This window comes from Paenarthrobacter ureafaciens, assembly GCF_004028095.1.
In the GTDB taxonomy this organism is placed as follows: Bacteria; Actinomycetota; Actinomycetes; order Actinomycetales; family Micrococcaceae; genus Arthrobacter; species Arthrobacter ureafaciens.
This window is the reverse complement of the sequence record NZ_SBHM01000007.1, coordinates 1,980,755-1,999,127: the sequence shown is the minus strand read 5'-3', so window position 1 is coordinate 1,999,127 and position 18,373 is coordinate 1,980,755. Positions and strand designations below refer to the sequence as shown.

16 protein-coding genes are annotated in these 18,373 nt (G+C 64.4%); 11 read left to right on the top strand and 5 right to left on the bottom strand.

All coding sequences use genetic code 11. The annotated features are described in order from the left end of the window. Window positions 1-40 precede the first annotated feature (40 nt). Window positions 41-1,261 (bottom strand): ROK family transcriptional regulator, encoded by a 1,221-nt coding sequence (locus AUR_RS13660; RefSeq protein WP_062095110.1) that lies wholly within the window; start codon window positions 1,259-1,261, stop codon window positions 41-43. A 183-nt stretch (window positions 1,262-1,444) separates the two neighbouring features. On the opposite strand from AUR_RS13660, the gene AUR_RS13655 reads away from it, so the two are divergent. The 7 genes from AUR_RS13655 to AUR_RS13625 all read left to right on the top strand — a co-directional run bounded on the left by AUR_RS13655 (window position 1,445) and on the right by AUR_RS13625 (window position 8,855). Beyond that, window positions 1,445-2,185: a sugar phosphate isomerase/epimerase family protein gene (locus AUR_RS13655; protein WP_021471618.1), complete on the top strand. Its 741-nt coding sequence runs from the start codon at window positions 1,445-1,447 to the stop codon at window positions 2,183-2,185. Continuing rightward, entirely contained in the window at window positions 2,182-3,324 is a 1,143-nt protein-coding gene (locus tag AUR_RS13650; RefSeq protein ID WP_062095108.1) for a Gfo/Idh/MocA family protein, read from the top strand. The genes AUR_RS13655 and AUR_RS13650 overlap by 4 nt, the downstream gene beginning before the upstream one ends. Before the next feature lie 45 nt (window positions 3,325-3,369). Continuing rightward, window positions 3,370-4,695: an ABC transporter substrate-binding protein gene (locus AUR_RS13645; protein WP_021471620.1), complete on the top strand. Its 1,326-nt coding sequence runs from the start codon at window positions 3,370-3,372 to the stop codon at window positions 4,693-4,695. A gap of 62 nt (window positions 4,696-4,757) precedes the next feature. Further along, window positions 4,758-5,768 (top strand): carbohydrate ABC transporter permease, encoded by a 1,011-nt coding sequence (locus AUR_RS13640; RefSeq protein WP_128397181.1) that lies wholly within the window; start codon window positions 4,758-4,760, stop codon window positions 5,766-5,768. Then, window positions 5,761-6,600 (top strand): carbohydrate ABC transporter permease, encoded by an 840-nt coding sequence (locus AUR_RS13635; RefSeq protein WP_021471622.1) that lies wholly within the window; start codon window positions 5,761-5,763, stop codon window positions 6,598-6,600. The genes AUR_RS13640 and AUR_RS13635 overlap by 8 nt, the downstream gene beginning before the upstream one ends. A 63-nt stretch (window positions 6,601-6,663) precedes the next feature. Continuing rightward, window positions 6,664-7,854 (top strand): Gfo/Idh/MocA family protein, encoded by a 1,191-nt coding sequence (locus AUR_RS13630; protein WP_062095106.1) that lies wholly within the window; start codon window positions 6,664-6,666, stop codon window positions 7,852-7,854. A 2-nt stretch (window positions 7,855-7,856) separates the two neighbouring features. After that, entirely contained in the window at window positions 7,857-8,855 is a 999-nt protein-coding gene (locus tag AUR_RS13625) for a sugar phosphate isomerase/epimerase family protein (protein WP_128397180.1), read from the top strand. 102 nt (window positions 8,856-8,957) lie between these two features. Here the strand turns inward: AUR_RS13625 and AUR_RS13620 are convergent, their stop codons facing one another. Beyond that, on the bottom strand, window positions 8,958-10,508 hold the full coding sequence (locus AUR_RS13620; protein WP_128397179.1) for a molybdopterin-dependent oxidoreductase: 1,551 nt from the start codon (window positions 10,506-10,508) through the stop codon (window positions 8,958-8,960). Between the two features lie 162 nt (window positions 10,509-10,670). After that, entirely contained in the window at window positions 10,671-11,771 is a 1,101-nt protein-coding gene (locus AUR_RS13615) for a YeiH family protein (protein ID WP_082694482.1), read from the bottom strand. 101 nt (window positions 11,772-11,872) lie between these two features. Here AUR_RS13615 and AUR_RS13610 point away from each other — a divergent pair, with 101 nt between their 5' ends. Continuing rightward, on the top strand, window positions 11,873-12,772 hold the full coding sequence (locus AUR_RS13610; protein WP_062095102.1) for a LysR family transcriptional regulator: 900 nt from the start codon (window positions 11,873-11,875) through the stop codon (window positions 12,770-12,772). A 6-nt stretch (window positions 12,773-12,778) separates the two neighbouring features. Here the strand turns inward: AUR_RS13610 and AUR_RS13605 are convergent, their stop codons facing one another. Both AUR_RS13605 and AUR_RS13600 read right to left on the bottom strand, forming a co-directional pair. Continuing rightward, window positions 12,779-13,447 (bottom strand): response regulator, encoded by a 669-nt coding sequence (locus AUR_RS13605; protein WP_062095101.1) that lies wholly within the window; start codon window positions 13,445-13,447, stop codon window positions 12,779-12,781. Beyond that, the gene (locus tag AUR_RS13600; protein WP_062095098.1) at window positions 13,444-15,021 is read right to left on the bottom strand and encodes a sensor histidine kinase; all 1,578 of its coding nucleotides are present in this window, start codon (window positions 15,019-15,021) and stop codon (window positions 13,444-13,446) included. Before AUR_RS13600 ends, AUR_RS13605 begins: the two co-directional genes overlap by 4 nt. Before the next feature lie 295 nt (window positions 15,022-15,316). Here AUR_RS13600 and AUR_RS13595 point away from each other — a divergent pair, with 295 nt between their 5' ends. From AUR_RS13595 to AUR_RS13585, 3 genes are read left to right on the top strand one after another with little or no spacing between them, the layout of a single operon-like run. Further along, on the top strand, window positions 15,317-16,324 hold the full coding sequence (locus AUR_RS13595; protein WP_021471630.1) for a Bug family tripartite tricarboxylate transporter substrate binding protein: 1,008 nt from the start codon (window positions 15,317-15,319) through the stop codon (window positions 16,322-16,324). Further along, window positions 16,321-16,824 carry a tripartite tricarboxylate transporter TctB family protein gene (locus tag AUR_RS13590; RefSeq protein ID WP_021471631.1) on the top strand — a complete coding sequence of 168 codons (504 nt, stop codon included), beginning with the start codon at window positions 16,321-16,323 and terminating at the stop codon, window positions 16,822-16,824. The genes AUR_RS13595 and AUR_RS13590 overlap by 4 nt, the downstream gene beginning before the upstream one ends. Then, the gene (locus tag AUR_RS13585; protein ID WP_062095096.1) at window positions 16,824-18,362 is read left to right on the top strand and encodes a tripartite tricarboxylate transporter permease; all 1,539 of its coding nucleotides are present in this window, start codon (window positions 16,824-16,826) and stop codon (window positions 18,360-18,362) included. Before AUR_RS13590 ends, AUR_RS13585 begins: the two co-directional genes overlap by 1 nt. Window positions 18,363-18,373: the final 11 nt, after the last annotated feature.

The window sequence follows — 18,373 nt, the reverse complement described above, 5'->3', positions numbered from 1 at the left end:
ATTGCTATCACGGCGCCGCCCAGCCCCGAAAAAAGACGGCTCAGCCGGTTGCCTGCAGCGTGGCTTCGATCACCGCGGGAGACAGGACATACTGGGTAACCATCTGGCTCGCGCCCAGGATGGCAGCGCGGTCCCCGGCCATGGAGATGCCGATCCGCAGGTGGGTGGTGGCCAGCGGCAGGGAACGCCTGTACACGACCTCGCGGATACCGGCCACGAGATGTTCCCCGGCCTCGCCGACGCTGCCGCCGATCACGATCATGGACGGGTTCAGCAGGTTGACCACCGTGGCCAGGACATCCCCGACGTCTCGCCCCGCCTGCCGCAGGGCCTGGATCGCTTGCAGGTTCCCCTCACCGACCAGCCGCAACACGTCGGCGCCGGTTGACGCGTCCAGCCCAAGCTCGTGGAGTTGGCGCGCGACGGCGGGACCTGAGGCCAGCGCTTCGAGGCACCCGTAGTTGCCGCAACGGCACAGCACCTCGTCGCCGCGGGGTACGCGGACGTGGCCCAGGTCCCCGGCGGTTCCGTTGGCGCCGCGCTGCAGCTCTCCGCTGCTGATGATGCCGGCACCGATGCCCGTGGCCACCTTGATGAACAGGAAGTTCTCGTGCTCCGGCCAGTAAGCGGTCCGTTCGCCGAGTGCCATGATGTTCACGTCGTTGTCCACCAAAACCGGGACAGGCAGCGAGCGCTGGACGTAAGGGACGACGTCGAACCCGTCCCAACCCGGCATGATCGGCGGCTTCACCGGCCGGCCGGTGTCGTGTTCCACGGGTCCGGGCAAGCCAATGCCCATGCCGGCGAGGTCGCCCATTTCCCGTCCTGCCTCGGCGAGCAGTTCCTTGCCTGCGGCTATGACGCGCCCCAGCACGATGTCCGGGCCGTCGGAGACGTCTTGCTTGAGCCGCTGCTCGGCAAGGATTTTCCCTCCGAGGTCCGTGACCGCAACAATCACGTGCGTGGCGCCGACGTCGACAGCCAGGACCACGCGGGCGGCCGGGTTGAAGGCAAAGCGCGACGGCGGGCGCCCGCCACTGGAGCTTGCCTCGCCCGCGGGTCCTACGAGCCCGGAGCTGATGAGTGCGTCGATGCGGGACGCAACGGTGGAGCGCGCGAGTCCGGTGGTCAGCGCGAGTTCGGCGCGGGTGCGGGCCTGCCCGTCACGGAGCAGCTGGAAGAGGTCACCAGCGCGGGAAAGACTTCCGGCCTCCGGCGCAGAGGGCTCTTTTCCGGCGTCGTTCGCGGGGGCTGAAGTCATGAATCAGTGATAGCACGGATGGTTATGCGTGTCACGCGGCAAAAGAACGCCGACGTATTTTCAACTTTTGCTTGACGCTCGGCAAAAGTCCCCCTAGGTTGTGAGGTACAGCACATCACGACCGCAAATGGTGGTTATCACCAGGGTCGATCTGCGCTCAAACCACAATGACGAGGAGAGACAGTGTCATACTCGATCCAGCTCTACACGGTCCGAAAGGCCCTGGAAGAGGATCTTGCTGGAACCATCCAACGTTTGGCTGACATCGGGTTCACCATGGTGGAGCCCTACCGGTTCGTTGCCAAGGCAGCGGAACTCAAGAAAGCACTTGCCGAAAACAACCTCACTGCACCCTCCGGGCACGCTCCCCTGCTGAGCGATGACCAGGACGCCATCTTCGAAGCGGCCCGGCAGCTGGGAATCGGCACCGTGATCGATCCGCACGTTCCGATCGAGCGCTGGAACAGCATCGAAGACATCAAAGCCACCGCAGAACAGCTCAACGCGGCCGCGGCCAAAGGCGCGGAATACGGCGTCCGCGTGGGCTATCACAACCACTGGTGGGAAGTTGAGTCCGTCATTGACGGAAAGACCGCCATTGAACACCTTGCCGACAACCTCGCTCCCGAAGTGGTCCTGGAACTGGACACGTACTGGGCCGCAGTGGGCGGACAGGATCCGGCCGAACTCCTGGCCAAACTCGGTGACCGCGTGAAGTTCATCCACATCAAGGACGGTCCCGTCACCTCCGACCCCTCCAGCCAACTGGCGGTCGGCGACGGAAAGATGCCCATCTGGGACGTCCTCGCAGCAGCAGGTTCCCTGGAAGCCGGCGTTGTTGAACTCGACGACTTCCAGGGCGACATGTTCGAGGCCGTCCGCGACAGCTACAACTACCTCAGCGCAGGAAAGGTCTCCGCATGAGCCACGCCGCAGGAGCAGCGTTCGGTCCACTGGGTTCAGGTCCCGTGGGAGTCGGCATCATCGGTGCCGGCGTCATCAGCAAGCAGTACCTGGACAACCTCACCAGCTTCCCCGATGTACGGGTCCTCGCCATCGGCGACCTGTTCGAGGAAGCAGCGGCAGCCCGGGCTGCCGAATACGGAATTCCCGCCCACGGAGGTGTGGACGCCGTCCTCGGCCATCCTGAGGTCGAAATCGTCATCAACCTGACCATTCCTGCTGCCCACGTCGAGGTGGCTACCCTCGCCGTCAACGCCGGCAAGCACGTGTGGAGCGAGAAGCCCTTCTCCTTGGACCGGGAAAGCGGGCTTGGCCTGCTGAAGGCCGCGGACGCTGCCGGTGTACGCCTTGGCTGTGCTCCCGACACCTTCCTCGGTGCCGGGCTGCAGACGGCGCGGCGGATGATCGAGCGCGGAGACATCGGCACCCCGCTGACCGCTCTGACCCTGATGCAGTCACCGGGACCTGAGTCATGGCACCCCAACCCGGCCTTCCTCTTCCAGGACGGCGCCGGACCCCTTTTCGACATCGGCCCTTACTACCTCACAACGCTGGTGCAGACCTTCGGCAGCATCCGCCGCGTGGCCGCCTTCGGATCCAAGTCCCGCGAATCGCGCATCATCGGTTCCGGGCCCAAGGCCGGGGAAAGCTTCGAGGTCACGGTCCCCACGCATGTCAGCTCCATCCTCGAGTTCGAGGGCGGCGAGTCCGCCCAGAGCATTTTCAGCTTCGACTCACCGCTGAAACGCGCCGGGTTCGTCGAGATCACGGGCACCGAAGCCACCATCGCCTTCCCGGACCCGAACATGTTCGACGGCGACGTCAGGATTTGCACCCTTGGCTCTGACGACTGGACGGTAGTGCCCTCCGTGGGTTCCACCGCCAGCCGGGGTGCGGGAGTTTTGGAGATGGCCCGGGCAATCCGTGAAGGCCGTCCCCACCGGGCCCAGGGTGAACTCGCGTTCCACATCCTGGACACCATGGCTTCCATCTCGGAGTCGATCGATAACCGCGCCTTTGTGGATGTGGAAAGTTCCGCAGCCAAGGTACCGGCCCTCCCCGAGGACTGGGACCCCACCGCAGCAACCCTTTCGGCCTGATCCCATCCCCTCAGGCAACTCGACGACGAGAAAACCGGAGCAACAATGAAGAACCCCCTGAAAGTCCTATCGGCGCTGACGGCCACGGCCGCGCTCGCATTGGGCATGACCGCGTGTGGCGGCGGAGATAATACGCAGGCCTCCTCCGACACCATCACGTACTGGGCGTCGGACCAGGGCAACAGCCTTGACGACACCGCAGCAAAGCTGAAGCCCAGCCTGGACCGCTTCACGGAGAAGACAGGAGTCAAGGTCAAGCTGGAAGTCATCGGCTGGACCGACCTTTACAACCGCATCCTGACGGCTGTCACCAGCGGCGACGGTCCGGATGTCCTGAACATCGGCAACACGTGGGCCGTGACGCTGCAGGAGACGGGTGCTTTCGAGCCCGTGGAAGGTGAGCTCCTGGACGCGATCGGCGGCAAGGACCGCTTCCTGCAGACCAGCTGGTCCACCGGTGGAGCCGAGGGCAAGACGCCCACGTCCATCCCGCTCTACGGCTTGGCGTACAACATGTACTACAACACGAAGATGTTCAAGGAAGCAGGCATCGAAAAGCCTCCTGTGACCTGGGAAGAATTCGTCGCTGACGCCAAGAAGCTGACCAAGGACACCAACGGCGACGGCAAGCCGGACCAGTGGGGCTTCACCGCTGCCGGCGCATCTGTTTCCGCCAACTCCCACCAGGCCTTTATCCGCGGCCTGCAGAACGGCGGCACGCTCTTCGACAAGGACGGCAAGCCGACGTTCGACAGCGATCCGCAGGTGGCTGGTGTCAAGCAGTGGGTCGACCTGATGGCAGTGGACAAGGTGATGTCGCCGTCGGACGCCGAACTTAGCCAGGGCGCCCAGAAGGTGGACAACCTCATCAACGGCAAGGCAGCCATGATGTTCGACCAGAGCCCGCTGAAGAACTTCGCCGCACGCGACTTCAAGGACTGGGGCGTAGCCCCCGTCCCCATGATGACCGCCGACGCGACGGGCGACCGCGCCACCCAAAGCCACGTGGCCGGTATCAACCTGAGTGTGTTCAAGAACAGCAAGAACAAGGCGAACGCCATCAAGCTTGCCGCGTTCCTGACCAGCGATGAGGAGCAGGTTGCCCTGAACAAGGCATACTCCTCCCTGCCGGTGGTGACCGAAGCCTCCAAGGACGCTGCGTTCCAGACCGAGGAGGTCAAGGCCAAGAACGATGCCCTGGCCAACCACTCCCTGCCCATGCCGCTGATCGCGAAGGAAGGGCAGATGGAGACCCTCACGGGTACCGCGATCAAGAACCTCTTTGCCAAGGCAGCAACCGGAACTGTTTCCGAAGACGACATCAAGGCGGCCCTGAAGGACGCCAACAACCAGATGGCCGCGGCCCAGTAACGACGCCTCGCGGGCGGGGGCACCACTGCCGGTGGTGCCCCCGCTCCGGCAAAGGAGTTTCGATGTCCCACTCAACGCTGGACAGCGGCAAGACCGCTGCAGGCAGCACCAACGCTGCCAATCCTGAGCCCGGCGGGCCAGCCACCGCCGCGCCTGCGCCCCGGAAGCGGCGCCGTTCCTTCCTCCCCTACGGCCTGATCGCCCCGGCCGCCCTCCTTGAACTCCTGATCCACATCGGCCCCATGCTCCTGGGTTTCTGGATCGCTTTCATCTCCCTGACCCAGCTGAACCTGACCAACTGGCTCAACGCCCCGTTCGTCGGCCTGCAGAACTTCATCAACGGCCTGAACCCGGAAAGCACCATTGGTCAGGCCTTCTTCAGCACCGTGGGCCGCACCCTGGGCTACACCATCCTGGTGGTGGGCTTCTCCTGGGTCCTGGGCATGGCCGGCGCAGTGTTCCTCTCCTCCAATTTCAAGGGCCGCGCCATCCTGCGGACCTTCTTCCTGGTCCCCTACGCCCTTCCTGCGTACGTCGGAACCATCGCCTGGGCCTTCATGTTCAACCAGCGCGACGGTGCCGTGAACCAGATCCTGGTGGACACACTCCACCTCTTCGGCGACGAACGGCCCTTCTGGCTCCTGGGTGAAAACTCCTTCGGCGCCATGGTGATCGTCAACGTCTGGCAGCTGTGGCCTTTCGCGTTCCTGATGCTCATGGCCGCCCTGCAAAACGTGCCCAACGACGTCTACGAGGCAGCAGCCATTGACGGCGCAACCCTGTGGCAGCAGTTCCGCACCATCACCCTGCCCATGGTGCGCCCGGCCAACGGCGTGCTCCTCATGGTGATGTCGCTGTGGACCTTCAACCAGTTCAACATTCCGTTCGTCCTCTTCGGTGCCACGTCGCCGAAGGAAGCCACACTCATCTCGCCGCTGATCTACCAGAACTCGTTCGGCAGCTGGAACTTCGGCCTGGGCGGAGCCATGAGCGTCCTGCTGCTGATCGCCCTGTTCATCGCTTCTGTCTTCTACATCCGCATGGTGCTGCCCAAGGGAGCCGACAATGATTGAGACCCGCAACTTCCGGATCCTGAGGAACGTGGTCCTGACCATCCTGTCCCTCTGGGTCGCCGTACCGCTGTTCGTCGTAGTGTCCACCTCCTTGAAGCCGCTGAAGGACGTTTCCGGCCTTTTCCAGTGGATCCCCCGCGAAATCACGCTCGCTCCGTACTTTGATATCTGGACCACCGTGCCGTTGGCCAAGTACTTCCAGAACAGCCTCATCATCACCATCGCCGCCACTGCGTTCTCCGTAACAGTCGCTGTGTTGGCGGCCTACGCGATCGCGAGGCTGCCGTTCAAGGGCAAGCGCGTTTTCAGCCTGACCGTCCTGTCCACCCAGATGTTCCCCGGCATCCTGTTCCTGCTCCCGCTGTACCTGATCTTCACCCAGATCCGGAACATCACCGGACTGCAGCTCCAGGGTTCCTACCTCGGGTTGATCATCACCTACATGACGTTCACCCTGCCGTTCGCCATCTGGATGCTCAGCGGGTACTTTGCTTCCATTCCCAAGGAGTTGGAGGAAGCATCCATGATCGACGGCACGGGAAGGATGGGAGCGCTGTTCCGCGTGATCCTTCCGGTGGCCAAGCCGGGCATCATCGCCGTCGCGGTCTACTCATTCATCTCGGCCTGGGGCGAAGTCTTGTTCGCCTCGGTCCTGACCAATGAGGCCACCAAGACGCTGTCCCTCGGTTTGAAGGCCTATGCCAGCGAATCCGACGTGTTCTGGAACCAGCTCATGGCCGCATCGGTTGTGGTCAGCCTGCCGGTCCTCATCGGATTCATCCTGGTCCAGCGGCACCTGGTGGCCGGCCTCTCAGCGGGCGCCGTCAAGTAGCAACGACCATCTCCGGGGCCGGGAGTCCTCCCGGCCATCCGGCCCTTCTTTAGGAGCATCACAATGAACACGGCGCATACGCCAGCGCTGTCGCAGGACAGCAGCACAGCCCGCCCCCTGGGCGTGGCCGCCATCGGTTACGCCTTCATGGGGAAGGCCCACTCGAATGCATGGCGGAATGTGGCCAGTTTCTTCGACGTCCCGGCCTTTGAGCAGAAAGTGCTCGTGGGCCGGGACGCAACCCAGGTGGCCGAAGCCGCCGCCAAGTACGGCTGGGCCGAATCGGCGACCGATTGGCGTGAAGTCATTGAGCGGGACGACATCCACGTCATCGACATCTGCGCCCCCGGCTGGATGCACGCTGAAATCGCCGTCGCCGCCCTCGAAGCCGGCAAACACGTCCTGGTCGAAAAACCCCTCGCCAATACCCTCGTCGAGGCCGAACTCATGACCGCCGCCGCAGCGAAGGCCCGCGCCCGGGGCGTGCAGTCCATGATCGGCTTCAACTACCGGCGCGTCCCCGCACTGGCCCTGGCCCGGGAGCTGATAGTGGAGGGCCGGCTCGGCACTGTCCGCCACGTCCGCGCCGCCTACCTCCAGGACTGGCTTTCCGACGCCGAATCCCCCATGACGTGGCGGCTCCGCAAGGAGACAGCGGGCTCGGGAGCGCTCGGGGACATCGCCTCCCACGCGATCGACCAGGTCCTCTTCCTCCTCGGCGACGCCGTCACCGAGGTCACCGGCCGCCTCCAGACGTTCGTTGACCACCGCCCCGGCGAGGCAGGACTGGAAGAAGTAACGGTCGACGACGCCGCTTGGGCCACGCTGACCCTCACCTCCGGAGCAATCGCCTCCGTGGAAGTCTCCCGTGTAGCCACGGGACAAAAGAACTCCCTCAAACTTGAGATCTATGGCGACAAGGGCACCATCCTGTTCGACCTCGAAGCCCTCAACGAGCTCGGCTTCCTGGACGCCACCGTTCCCGTGCGGGAACAGGGTTTCCGGCGGATCCTGGTCAACGAACCCGAACACCCGTACCTTGAGGCATGGTGGCCGCAAGGACACATCATCGGGTGGGAACACACCTTCACCCACCAGGTCCGCGATTTCCTCCTGGCCATCCAGGACGGAACCCAACCGTCGCCGTCGTTCGAGGAGGGTCTGAACGTCCAGCACGTCCTGGCCGCTATCGAAGAGTCCGCAGCCGCCAAAAGCTCATTGATCCAACTGTCCAGCACCACCGAAGGAGCCTGACCATGCCCCGCCCGTACACCCTGTTCACCGGCCAGTGGGCCGACCTCCCCCTCGAGGAAGTCGCCAAGCTTGCCTCGGGCTGGGGCTATGACGGCTTGGAAATCGCCGTCTCCGGAGACCACCTGGACGCCTGGCGCTGGGATGAACCCGGCTACGTCGAATCCAAGCTCGAACTCCTGGACAAGTACAACCTCAAAGTCTGGGCCATCTCCAACCACCTCAAAGGCCAAGCCGTCTGCGATGACCCCATCGACTTCCGCCACGAAGCAATCGTGGGCTCTCGCGTGTGGGGCGACGGGAACCCCGAAGGCGTCCGCCAGCGCGCCGCCGAAGAAATGAAACACACCGCCCGACTCGCCAAGGCTTTGGGGGTGGACACCGTAGTGGGATTCACCGGCTCCTCGATCTGGCAGTACGTGGCCATGTTCCCGCCCGTCCCGGAAAAAGTCATCGACGCCGGCTACCAGGACTTCGCCGACCGATGGAATCCCATCCTGGACGTCTTCGACGAACAAGGGGTGAAGTTCGCCCACGAAGTCCACCCGTCCGAGATCGCCTACGACTACTGGACCACTCAGCGCACGTTGGAGGCGATCGGGCACCGGGAGGCGTTCGGCCTGAACTGGGACCCCTCCCACATGATGTGGCAAGGCATCGATCCCGTCTCCTTCATCTGGGACTTCAAGGACCGGATCTACCACGTGGACTGCAAGGACACGAAGGTCCGCCAAACCGGCCGTAACACGGTCCTGGGCTCCCACCTCGCGTGGGGCGACCCCCGCCGCGGTTGGGACTTCGTCTCCGCCGGACGCGGCGACGTGCCTTGGGAAGCCTCCTTCCGCGCCCTGTCCGCGATCGGCTACAACGGCCCCATCAGCATCGAATGGGAAGACGCCGGCATGGACCGCCTCCACGGCGCCCCCGAAGCCCTCGCTGCCCTGAAAAAGTTCGACTTCCCCGCCTCGCAAACCTCTTTCGACGCAGCGTTCAAGCAAGGCTAGGAAGAGAGGGGCGGGCGTGACCGTCACCGTGAAAACGGCGTCATGCCCGCCCCTCTTTAGGCCAGCAGCCTTTGGCAAGCAGCAAGGGGTGCTTGACGCGCCCTATTCCACAGTGACCATGACTGAGGGCCAGCCGGAGGCTCCATCCGGTACGGGATCGGCGCGTTTGTCTGTCTGCACTTCGCCGGTGCCGTCCGTCGCGCGGGCCCTGACATAGTGGTTGCCGGGCGTTGCGTCCCACTCGTACGACCACTGCCTCCACGTGATGGTGGACGCTTCGTCCGACAGCGTGGCTTCCACCCAGTCGCCGTCGTCTATCTGCACCTCCACTTTGGTGATGCCCCGGGTTTGGGCCCAGGCGGAGCCACCGACAGCGACCTTCCCGGCCGGCAGTTTCGCAAAGGACGCCGGGACGTCCACCCTCGCCATGGTCTTGATAGGTCCCCGCTCGGACCACCCCCGCTCGGTCCAGTAGGCCTTGCTGTCTGCGAAGCGGGTGACTTCCAGGTCGACGACCCACTTGGTTGCGGAGACAAAGCCGTACAGTCCTGGAACCACCATGCGCACCGGGTAGCCGTGTTCGAGGGGCAGGGGTTCGCCGTTCATGCCGATGGCCAGCATCGCATCCCGGCCAGCCTCCTGCAGGACTTCCAACGGAGTGGAGGCGCTGAACCCGTCAATGGAGCGGGACAGGACCATGTCCGCGCCCTCCTTCGGGCGTGCCTTGGCCAGGACATCGCGCAGGGGCATCCCCAGCCATTTCGCGTTACCGACCAATTTTCCGCCCACCGGGTTGGAGACGCAGGTGAGCGTGACGTGCGATTCGATCAGCTCCGCGTCGAGCAGGTCCTGGAAAGTCAGCGTGATCTCCTCTTCGACCATCCCATGGACCCGCAGTTCCCAATCCTCAACGTTGATTTCGGGAACGCTCAAGGCTGTATCGATCCGGTAGAAATCCTTGTTCGGCGTCAACCATGGCAACACACCCTTCACCGGCGACTGGACATTCGCCGGTACGGGGGCAGCTGGCCTGGAGGGCACAGGAAGCCTTAGTGCATCCCGGGCCTGGGCGATGTTATTCCGGGCCGCGCTCAGCAACCGGCCACCGGTAGCAGCGATACCGGCCGCCGCCGCCGTCACACCGGCAGCGGCAAAGAAGCGACGGCGGCTGGTGACGCGGCCGCCGTCGGGAGTGTCGGCGTCGGTTGCCATATCCGCCGGGATTTCCGGCCAAGCCTTCAACCGCCACACCGGCAGGAGAAGCAGGCGCAGGACCGCCAGCCCGGCAAAAGTTCCTGCAATGGATGGAATAGCGTCCGCGGGTTGCACCCCGGCCCGCGTTAGGACACAGGCCACGATCACGGCACCCATGAACAGCACGCCCAGGACCCCCAACGCCCACTTCCGGTAGGCAACCACACCCAACACACACGCCAGAACCGCAATGGTCAGGCCCATCCCAACCAAGAGGGCGGCCTTGTCATTGGTACCGAACGTTGCGATCGCGAAATCCTTCAACCACGGCGGCGTGAAATCAATGAAGGTGGCCCCCAGAGCGAACAACGGCGTTGCCCTGGCCGTGAAGAACGCACCGACCAACTCCGCGACTGCCAGAACAACCGCGGCCGATACCACCCCCGCCAGCGCGGCCATACCTTTAGCATCCCTGATCCTGTGCGTATTCCTCGTCATGTATAGAGATTCGGAGCAGCCGGACGTATGGATCGGTGTACAACCCCGCCAGTGGACCCGTCGTCAGAATTACCTGCGACAAGAAAGGCCATATTCGCCGGCAGATCGGGCCCACGTTCCCAGCTAACCAGCCAACACAACAGCCCCCAGGCCCAGAGCCGCAATCAACGCCCACGCGAACAGAGCCATGACCAGGGACCGCGGTCCGGCGTGCAGGAGTTCGCGCACGCGCACCGAGGAACCCAGGCCGAAGAGGGCTGCTCCAAGGGCGATCTCCTGCGCCAGGTTTCCGAAGTCCAGCACCTCCGGCGAAGCCCAGCCGAGGCTGCGGACGGCGATCATGGCCAGGAAGCCCACCACGAACAGGGGAACGATCGGCGGGAACGTGCCCGCATGGTCCGCTGCAGCGGCAGTTGCCCGCCGCCGTCGTCGTTCAAACAGACCTGCGGTGGCGACGATCGGAGCCAGCAGGACCACCCTGGACAATTTGATGACCACCGCGGCGCTGAGTGCAACAGCACCGGCCGTCTGGGACGCAGCCACCACCTGTCCCACATCGTGAACCGATGCACCAACCCAGCGGCCAAACGTCACGGCATCCAGGCCCAGGGGGTGCATGAGCAACGGAAGCGTGCCGATGGCCAAGGTGCCGCACAGGGTTACGAGGGCCACGGGCAGCACCGTGTCCTGGTGCTTCGTTCCCCGGACCGCTGCCATGGCACCGATGGCCGAGGCACCGCAAATAGAGAATCCCGTGGCGATGAGAAGAGGTGCGTCGCCGGGGAGCTTGAAGAGCTTGCCCAAGGCGTACGTACCCGCGAAGGAGAGCAGTACCACCGCGACGATGAGCGCAAAGGACTGCCAGCCGAGGGCCGCGATGTCCCCGAGGCTGAGCTTCAGGCCCAGGAGGACGATGCCGGCACGCATCAAGTGCTTGCCCGCGAATCGAAGGCCGGGTTGCCAGGATCCGCCAACCCATCCCGAGACGCCGGGCAGGTTTGCCGCTGCGATGCCGAGGACCACCGCCAGTGTCATGGCGGGCAGTGACGGCAGTAAGGCGTGGATGCCGAACGCCAGGGCCAAGGCCACGACGCACGCGGCCAGCCCGGGCGCCAGGGAAAGGACAGGCCCACGACGCCGGCCGCCACGTCCGCCGCGCGCGCCCCACCCGGGGGTCGCAGGGGCTTCCGATGCGGCGGAGGTCCGCGGCCGTGTTGTGCTCATGGTTCCACCATCCTCCGAATCCCCTCCCGGCGGTAGCCGCCTTTCCGGCCTGAACTCATGCGCAATTGACATGACCTTAAGGCTGCACATATCTTCCAAGCATGAGCAGCCGCCCGGACCTGACCGCGTTGGAGATCCTCGTCCTGGTGGCAGAGACTGGTTCGTTGGGGGCTGCGGCAAGGCGCGTCGGCATGGCCCAGCCGAACGCCAGCCGTGCCCTCGCCCGGCTGGAACGCCAACTCGGCCTCACCCTTGTGGTCAGGACTCCGGCCGGTTCACGGGTCACCACCGAAGGGGAGGTGGTGACTGCCTGGGCCCGCGAGGCACTTGGTGCGATGGACCGGATGATCCTTGGCGCCCGGTCCTTGGCAGCGGAGCAGGCCGCCCACCTTACGGTTGCGGCCAGCCTGACCATCGCCGAGTACCTCGCACCGCGCTGGCTGGCACGCTTCCGCAGGGCACACACGGACCTGCACGTGAGCTTGGCGGTAGGGAATTCGGGAGAAGTCCTTGAGCAATTGGCTGCACGGAAAATCCCCTTGGGCTTCGTGGAAACCCCCACAGTTCCGCGCACTGTGGCGTCAACTACGGTGGCCCGCGACGAGCTGGTTGTGGTGGTCGGAACGAGCCATCCATGGGCGCGGCGACGCACTCCCGTGGAGCCCTGCGAACTGATTGCCGCGGAGTTGGTGCTCCGCGAAGTCGGCTCGGGAACCCGCGACACCTTGGTCCGGGCGTTGGAGCGGTCCGGCACCCCGTTGGCGGCAACGAGCATGGAACTTGCCAGCACGGTGGCGGTCAAAGCGGCCGCCGTTGAAGGTTCGGCGGTGGCTGTGCTGAGCGAACTGGCTGTGACGGCGGAGCTTGCCACGGGCCAACTCGTGGCAGTGCCCGTCCAAGGGCTGGATCTCACCCGTTCACTGCGGGCTGTCTGGCTGCCCGAGCGACGCCCGGAGGGGACTGCCGCGGAGTTGATCCGCATCGCCAAGGCGAGCAAGTAAAAGCACTCAACGCCCCTTGAGCACGTAGCGCCTTTCCGGACGTCCGACGCCGTACTTCAGCTTCACGTCAACGGCGCCGGCATCGTGGAGGTACTCAAGATAACGCCGCGCGCTCACCCGCGATGTGCCCAGTTCTTCTGCGACTTCGGCGGCTGACAGGTCCCCGGAAGCAGCCTTCAATGTTTCCTCCACCCGTTCCAGGGTCTCCACGCTGCACCCCTTGGGCAACGTCCGCTCGGAGGTTCCCAGCCCAAAAACCCTGTTGACGTCGGATTGCTCAGCTTCGGCTTTTGAAGAATCCAGGCCGTGGTACGCGTGCAGGTAATGCTCGAGCCGCTCTTGGAGGTCGGCCTGGGAGAAAGGCTTGATGAGGTAGTGGACAATGCCGCCGCGGAGGGCCTTGCGCACCGTTTCCACTTCGCGGGCTGCACTGATCACCAGGACGTCCAGGTCCGGAGCCACCTCCCGCAGCTTGTGCATGAGGTCAAGTCCGTTGGCGTCGGGCAAGTGGATATCCAACAGCACAAGGTCCGGTTGCAACCGTTGTGTTTCCAGCACGGCCTGCGCGCCCGTATGCGCCACTCCCAAAACGGCAAATCCCGGAGTCCGTTGGATGAAGCCGGCATGCACTTTGGCCACCATGAAGTCGTCATCGACAATCAGGACCTTGATCACGGGCGTACTGCCTCCTTCATGAAACGCGCAGCGAACACCGCACCGTTATGGTTCGATACCGACAGATCGCCGCCGCTGCGCCTGCAAATCACCCGGGAGATTGCCAAGCCGAAACCCCGGGAATCCCCGGAACCTGGCTCCTTGGTGGAGAAGCCCTGCGAGAAGATCTGTTCGGCATCGCCCTCGGGAATCCCGGGACCATTGTCCCGGACGGTGACCCGGACCTCGTCACCGGACTCGACCACCAAGACGCTGACCGTTGCCCCGGGGAGTCCGGTGACGGCGTCGAACGCGTTGTCCACCAGGTTCCCGACCACAGTAGTGAGGTCGCGGGAAAGTTCCTCCGCTACGCGCGGCAGCGCGGATCCCGGATCAAGCTGCAGTTCCACCCCGCGCTCCGTAGCGAGGCTGGACTTGGCAATCAACAAGGCCGCGAGCGCCGGGTCCTGGATCCTGCTGGTCACTTCATCATTTAGCCTGGTGCGGTCCACGGTGGCGCCGTTGACGAACTGGATCACGGATTCGTACTCCTCCAGTTGAAGCAGCCCGGAGATGACATGGAGCTGGTTGGCGAACTCGTGGGCCTGGGCACGGAGCGTGTTGGTTACTGTCCGGGTTGCCCCGAGTTCGCGCTCCAAGGAAGACATTTCCGTCCGGTCCCTGAGCGTCGTGACCGAACCCATGTCCCTTCCGCGGGAGGTCAGCGCAACCCTGTTCATGACCACCAGCCGATCACCCACCAGAACCAACTGGTCCGGGTCCGCCTGGTCCCTGGCCAGCACCACTTTGAGCGCCGGGTCGACGGGCAGCGAAGCGAGGCGCTGTCCGACGCAATCGCCGGGAAGCCCCAGGAGTTGCCGGGCGCTCTGGTTGGCCACAGTGATCCGCCCGTGGGGATCCAAAGCGACCACACCCTCTTTCAGGCCTTGCAGCATGGCCTCCCGGTTTTCCACGAGTCCGGTGATCTCGCGTGGTTCCATGCCCAGGGTCTGCCTCTTGACGCGCCGGGACAACAAGAGCGAACCCGCAACGCCGAGGATGCTGGCCACGCCGAGGTAGGTCAGGAGGTTGGGCGCGGCGTCGCCCAGTCTTTCCAGGGTTGAGGGGTAGTTACGGCTGATGGAAGCTATGCCGATCATTTCACCGGAATCATCCAGGACCGGCACGTGGGCGGAAAGGACCGGGCCGGTGCTGCCGGCGAGGACTCCGGTCCAGGCCCGGCCTTCCTTCACCCGGCTGTCGCCAAGGGGCAGAATTTTGCCTACCAACCCGGGATCGGAGGCGGTGACCACCGTCCCGTCCAGTTTCGCGAGGGCAACCTGGCCCGAGCCGGAGACTGTCCGTACCGACTCGGCGACGGCCGGAAGGGCGGAACCGGCGCGGGGTTCCGCCGTCGGGAGCAGTTCACGGACGGTGGGGTTGTTCCCCAACGCTTCGGCAGCGGACAGTGCCCTGCGCCCCTCGGTGCGCTCGAAGGCGGCGGCGGATTCAGCCAGCGAAATAGCTGCGACGGCCACGAGCACGGCGAGCACGATCAACAGCTGCAGCAGAAGGTACTGTCCGGCGAGGGACATGCCTCTTCTTCGAGCCAGTCGGGTCACTGCTTGGTCCTTTGGGTGATTTCCAGGTTTGCCGGATGCCGATGGGCTTCGATGCGTTCACGGGACATCCGCCATGGAGTACCGGAACTATACCCCTGAGCGGGTCTTTTTGCCTCTTACTGCGTGAACGCAATGAACTTAAAGATCACTGCGAACACAAGGGTGATCCACGTCACCGGCCGTCCTAGCATCGACCGCAGGGCAGGAACCCGAGGGAACCTGCACAGAGATTCGATGAAGAATTTTTTTCACTGAGAAGAGGAACATCATGCGCCAGATCCGCGCATTGCGCATTGCCGCCGTTGCAGCCGGCATCGCCCTGATGGCTACCGGTTGTGGTGCCACCAGCAAGAGCTCCACCGGCACCGAAAGCACCGGTGCGGCCAAACCCATCAGCGGTCTGCAAATCATGGTCCCCAACACCCCCGGCGGCGGATACGACACCACCGCCCGGGCCGCGGCCAAGGTCCTGGACAACGAAAAGATCGCCAGCAACACCGAGGTCTTCAACCTGGCCGGAGCAGGCGGCACCGTGGGCCTGGCGCGCGTGGTCAACGAGAAGGGCAACGGCGATCTGGCCATGCTCATGGGCCTGGGCGTGGTGGGAGCCAGCTACACCAACAAGTCGGAATCCAAACTGACCCAGACCACTCCCCTGGCACGCTTGATCGAGGAACCCGGCGCCATCATGGTCAGCAAGGACTCCCCGTACAAGACCATCGATGACCTGGTGAAGGCATGGAAGGCCGATCCCGCTTCCATTTCCGTGGGCGGCGGCTCCTCGCCGGGCGGCCCGGACCACCTCCTGCCCATGCAGCTGGCCGGTGCCGTGGGCATCGACGCTACCAAGGTGAACTTCGTTTCCTACGACGGCGGTGGGGACCTCCTGCCTGCGATCCTCGGCAACAAGCTGGGCTTCGCAGCGTCCGGAGCCGGCGAGTACCTGGAGCAGATCAAGTCCGGCGAAGTCCGCGTTCTGGCTACCAGCGGCGAAAAGCGGTTGGACGGCGTGGACGCACCAACGCTCAAGGAGTCCAACATCGACCTCGTCTTCACCAACTGGCGTGGCGTTGTGGCACCTCCGGGCATCAGCGATGAGGACAAGAAGTCCCTGATCGCGGCCTTGGAAAAGATGCACGAATCCGCAGGATGGAAGGAAGCCCTGAAGACCCACAGCTGGACGGACGCCTTCATCACCGGTGACGAGTTCCAGACCTTCCTGACCGACCAGGACAAGCGGGTGGCCGACGTCCTCACCAAGCTTGGCTTGGCGTGAGCACTGCAGTAAAAGGCCTCAAGGGCCGCGCCGAGCTGGGAGTTTCCCTCCTGCTCGGCGCGGCCGGGGTCCTGGTCTTCCTGGACGCCAACGGCCTGGCCACCCCGTACTCCAAATCGGACCCGGTTGGGCCCAAGACTGTGCCGTTCATCGTCGCAGGCCTCTTGCTGGTTTGTGCCGTTCTGCTGGCCATCAACGTCCTCCGCGGCGGCAAGGGTGAAGCCGAAGGCGGCGAAGACGTCGACCTGGCGCACCCCGCCGATTGGAAGACGGTCCTCCCCTTGGCGGGCGCCTTCATCCTGAACATCCTGCTCATTGACTGGGCCGGATGGGTGATCTCCGGAACTCTCCTCTTCTGGGGCAGCGTTTTGGCCCTGGGCAGCCGGCGCTATGTCCGTGACGGCCTGATTGCCCTGGCACTCTCCCTGCTGACCTTCTACGGCTTCTACCTCGGCCTGGGCATTGCACTGCCCGCCGGGCTTCTGGAAGGAATCCTCTGATGGACGTCCTGTCCTCGCTGATGGACGGTTTTGCCACCGCCCTGACCCCCATGAACCTCCTGTACGCCATGATCGGCGTACTCCTCGGCACCGCCGTTGGTGTCCTCCCCGGCCTGGGACCGGCCATGACCGTGGCCCTGCTCCTGCCCGTGACGTACGCGTTGGAACCTACCAGCGCTTTCATCATGTTCGCCGGCATCTACTACGGCGGCATGTACGGCGGTTCCACCACCTCCATCCTGCTCAACACCCCGGGTGAGTCATCGTCCGTTGTCACAGCCATTGAGGGCAACAAGATGGCCAAGGCCGGGCGGGCCGCCCAAGCGCTGGCCACGGCCGCCATCGGCTCGTTCGTTGCCGGCACCATCGGCACCGCCTTGTTGGCCGTCTTCGCGCCGATCGTGGTCAAGTTCGCCGTCAGCCTTGGCGCCCCCAGCTACTTCGCCATCATGGTCCTGGCCCTGCTGGCAGTAACAGCGGTCCTTGGTTCGTCCAGGCTCCGCGGCTTTGCATCACTGGCACTCGGGCTGGCCATCGGCCTGGTGGGCATCGATTCGGTCACCGGCCAACGCCGCTTGACGTTCGGCCAGCCGTTCCTGGCCGACGGCCTGGACATTGTGGTTGTCGCCGTCGCCATTTTTGCTGTTGGTGAGGCACTCTGGGTAGCCGCCCACCTTCGCCGCAGCCCATTGCACATCATTCCCGTAGGCCGCCCCTGGATGGGGAAGAAGGACTGGAGCCGTTCCTGGAAGCCGTGGCTCCGCGGCACCGCGTTCGGCTTCCCGTTCGGCGCCCTTCCCGCAGGCGGAGCGGAGATCCCCACCTTCCTCTCCTACGTCACCGAGAAGCGGCTAAGCAAGCACCCTGAAGAATTCGGCAAGGGCGCAATCGAAGGCGTTGCCGGGCCGGAAGCTGCCAACAACGCAGCCGCGGCGGGCACCCTGACCCCCATGCTGGCGCTGGGCCTGCCCACCAACGCAACGGCCGCCGTCATGCTCGCAGCCTTCACCACCTACGGCATCCAGCCGGGACCGCAGCTCTTTGCCAGCCAGGGACCGCTGGTGTGGGCCCTGATCGCCAGCCTGTTCATCGGCAACCTGCTGCTGTTGCTCATCAACCTGCCACTGGCTCCGCTGTGGGCCAAACTGCTCCAACTACCGCGGCCCTACCTGTACGCAGGAATCCTGTTCTTCGCCACCTTGGGCGCCTACTCGGTGAACCTGCAGGCGTTCGACCTGGTGATCCTGCTGGTCCTCGGTGCCCTGGGCTTCATGATGCGCCGCTTCGGCCTACCTGTCCTGCCCTTGATCCTCGGCGTCATCCTCGGCCCGCGGATCGAAGGCCAACTCCGCAAGACCCTGCAACTGAGCGCCGGCGACCCCGCCGGGCTCTTCAGCGAGCCGATCGCGATCGTTGTGTACATCATCGTTGCGATCGTGCTGGTTTGGCCGTTTGCGTACAAGCTCATCCGGCCCAAACGTCCAGCCAAGGACCCGCTGCTTCCCGCCAATTCCGGTGCTGCGGACTACAGCGACTAACACCAAGAAAC

What these genes read in the sequence shown, in the direction of transcription:
- AUR_RS13585 (WP_062095096.1), top strand. Translation starts at nt 16,824, where the DNA reads ATGGACGTCCTGTCCTCGCTGATGGACGGTTTTGCCACCGCCCTGACC.
- AUR_RS13640 (WP_128397181.1), top strand. Translation starts at nt 4,758, where the DNA reads ATGTCCCACTCAACGCTGGACAGCGGCAAGACCGCTGCAGGCAGCACC.
- AUR_RS13625 (WP_128397180.1), top strand. Translation starts at nt 7,857, where the DNA reads ATGCCCCGCCCGTACACCCTGTTCACCGGCCAGTGGGCCGACCTCCCC.
- AUR_RS13620 (WP_128397179.1), bottom strand. Translation starts at nt 10,508, where the DNA reads ATGGCCGCGCTGGCGGGGGTGGTATCGGCCGCGGTTGTTCTGGCAGTC.
- AUR_RS13615 (WP_082694482.1), bottom strand. Translation starts at nt 11,771, where the DNA reads ATGAGCACAACACGGCCGCGGACCTCCGCCGCATCGGAAGCCCCTGCG.
- AUR_RS13630 (WP_062095106.1), top strand. Translation starts at nt 6,664, where the DNA reads ATGAACACGGCGCATACGCCAGCGCTGTCGCAGGACAGCAGCACAGCC.
- AUR_RS13650 (WP_062095108.1), top strand. Translation starts at nt 2,182, where the DNA reads ATGAGCCACGCCGCAGGAGCAGCGTTCGGTCCACTGGGTTCAGGTCCC.
- AUR_RS13660 (WP_062095110.1), bottom strand. Translation starts at nt 1,261, where the DNA reads ATGACTTCAGCCCCCGCGAACGACGCCGGAAAAGAGCCCTCTGCGCCG.
- AUR_RS13595 (WP_021471630.1), top strand. Translation starts at nt 15,317, where the DNA reads ATGCGCCAGATCCGCGCATTGCGCATTGCCGCCGTTGCAGCCGGCATC.
- AUR_RS13645 (WP_021471620.1), top strand. Translation starts at nt 3,370, where the DNA reads ATGAAGAACCCCCTGAAAGTCCTATCGGCGCTGACGGCCACGGCCGCG.
- AUR_RS13635 (WP_021471622.1), top strand. Translation starts at nt 5,761, where the DNA reads ATGATTGAGACCCGCAACTTCCGGATCCTGAGGAACGTGGTCCTGACC.
- AUR_RS13610 (WP_062095102.1), top strand. Translation starts at nt 11,873, where the DNA reads ATGAGCAGCCGCCCGGACCTGACCGCGTTGGAGATCCTCGTCCTGGTG.
- AUR_RS13600 (WP_062095098.1), bottom strand. Translation starts at nt 15,021, where the DNA reads ATGTCCCTCGCCGGACAGTACCTTCTGCTGCAGCTGTTGATCGTGCTC.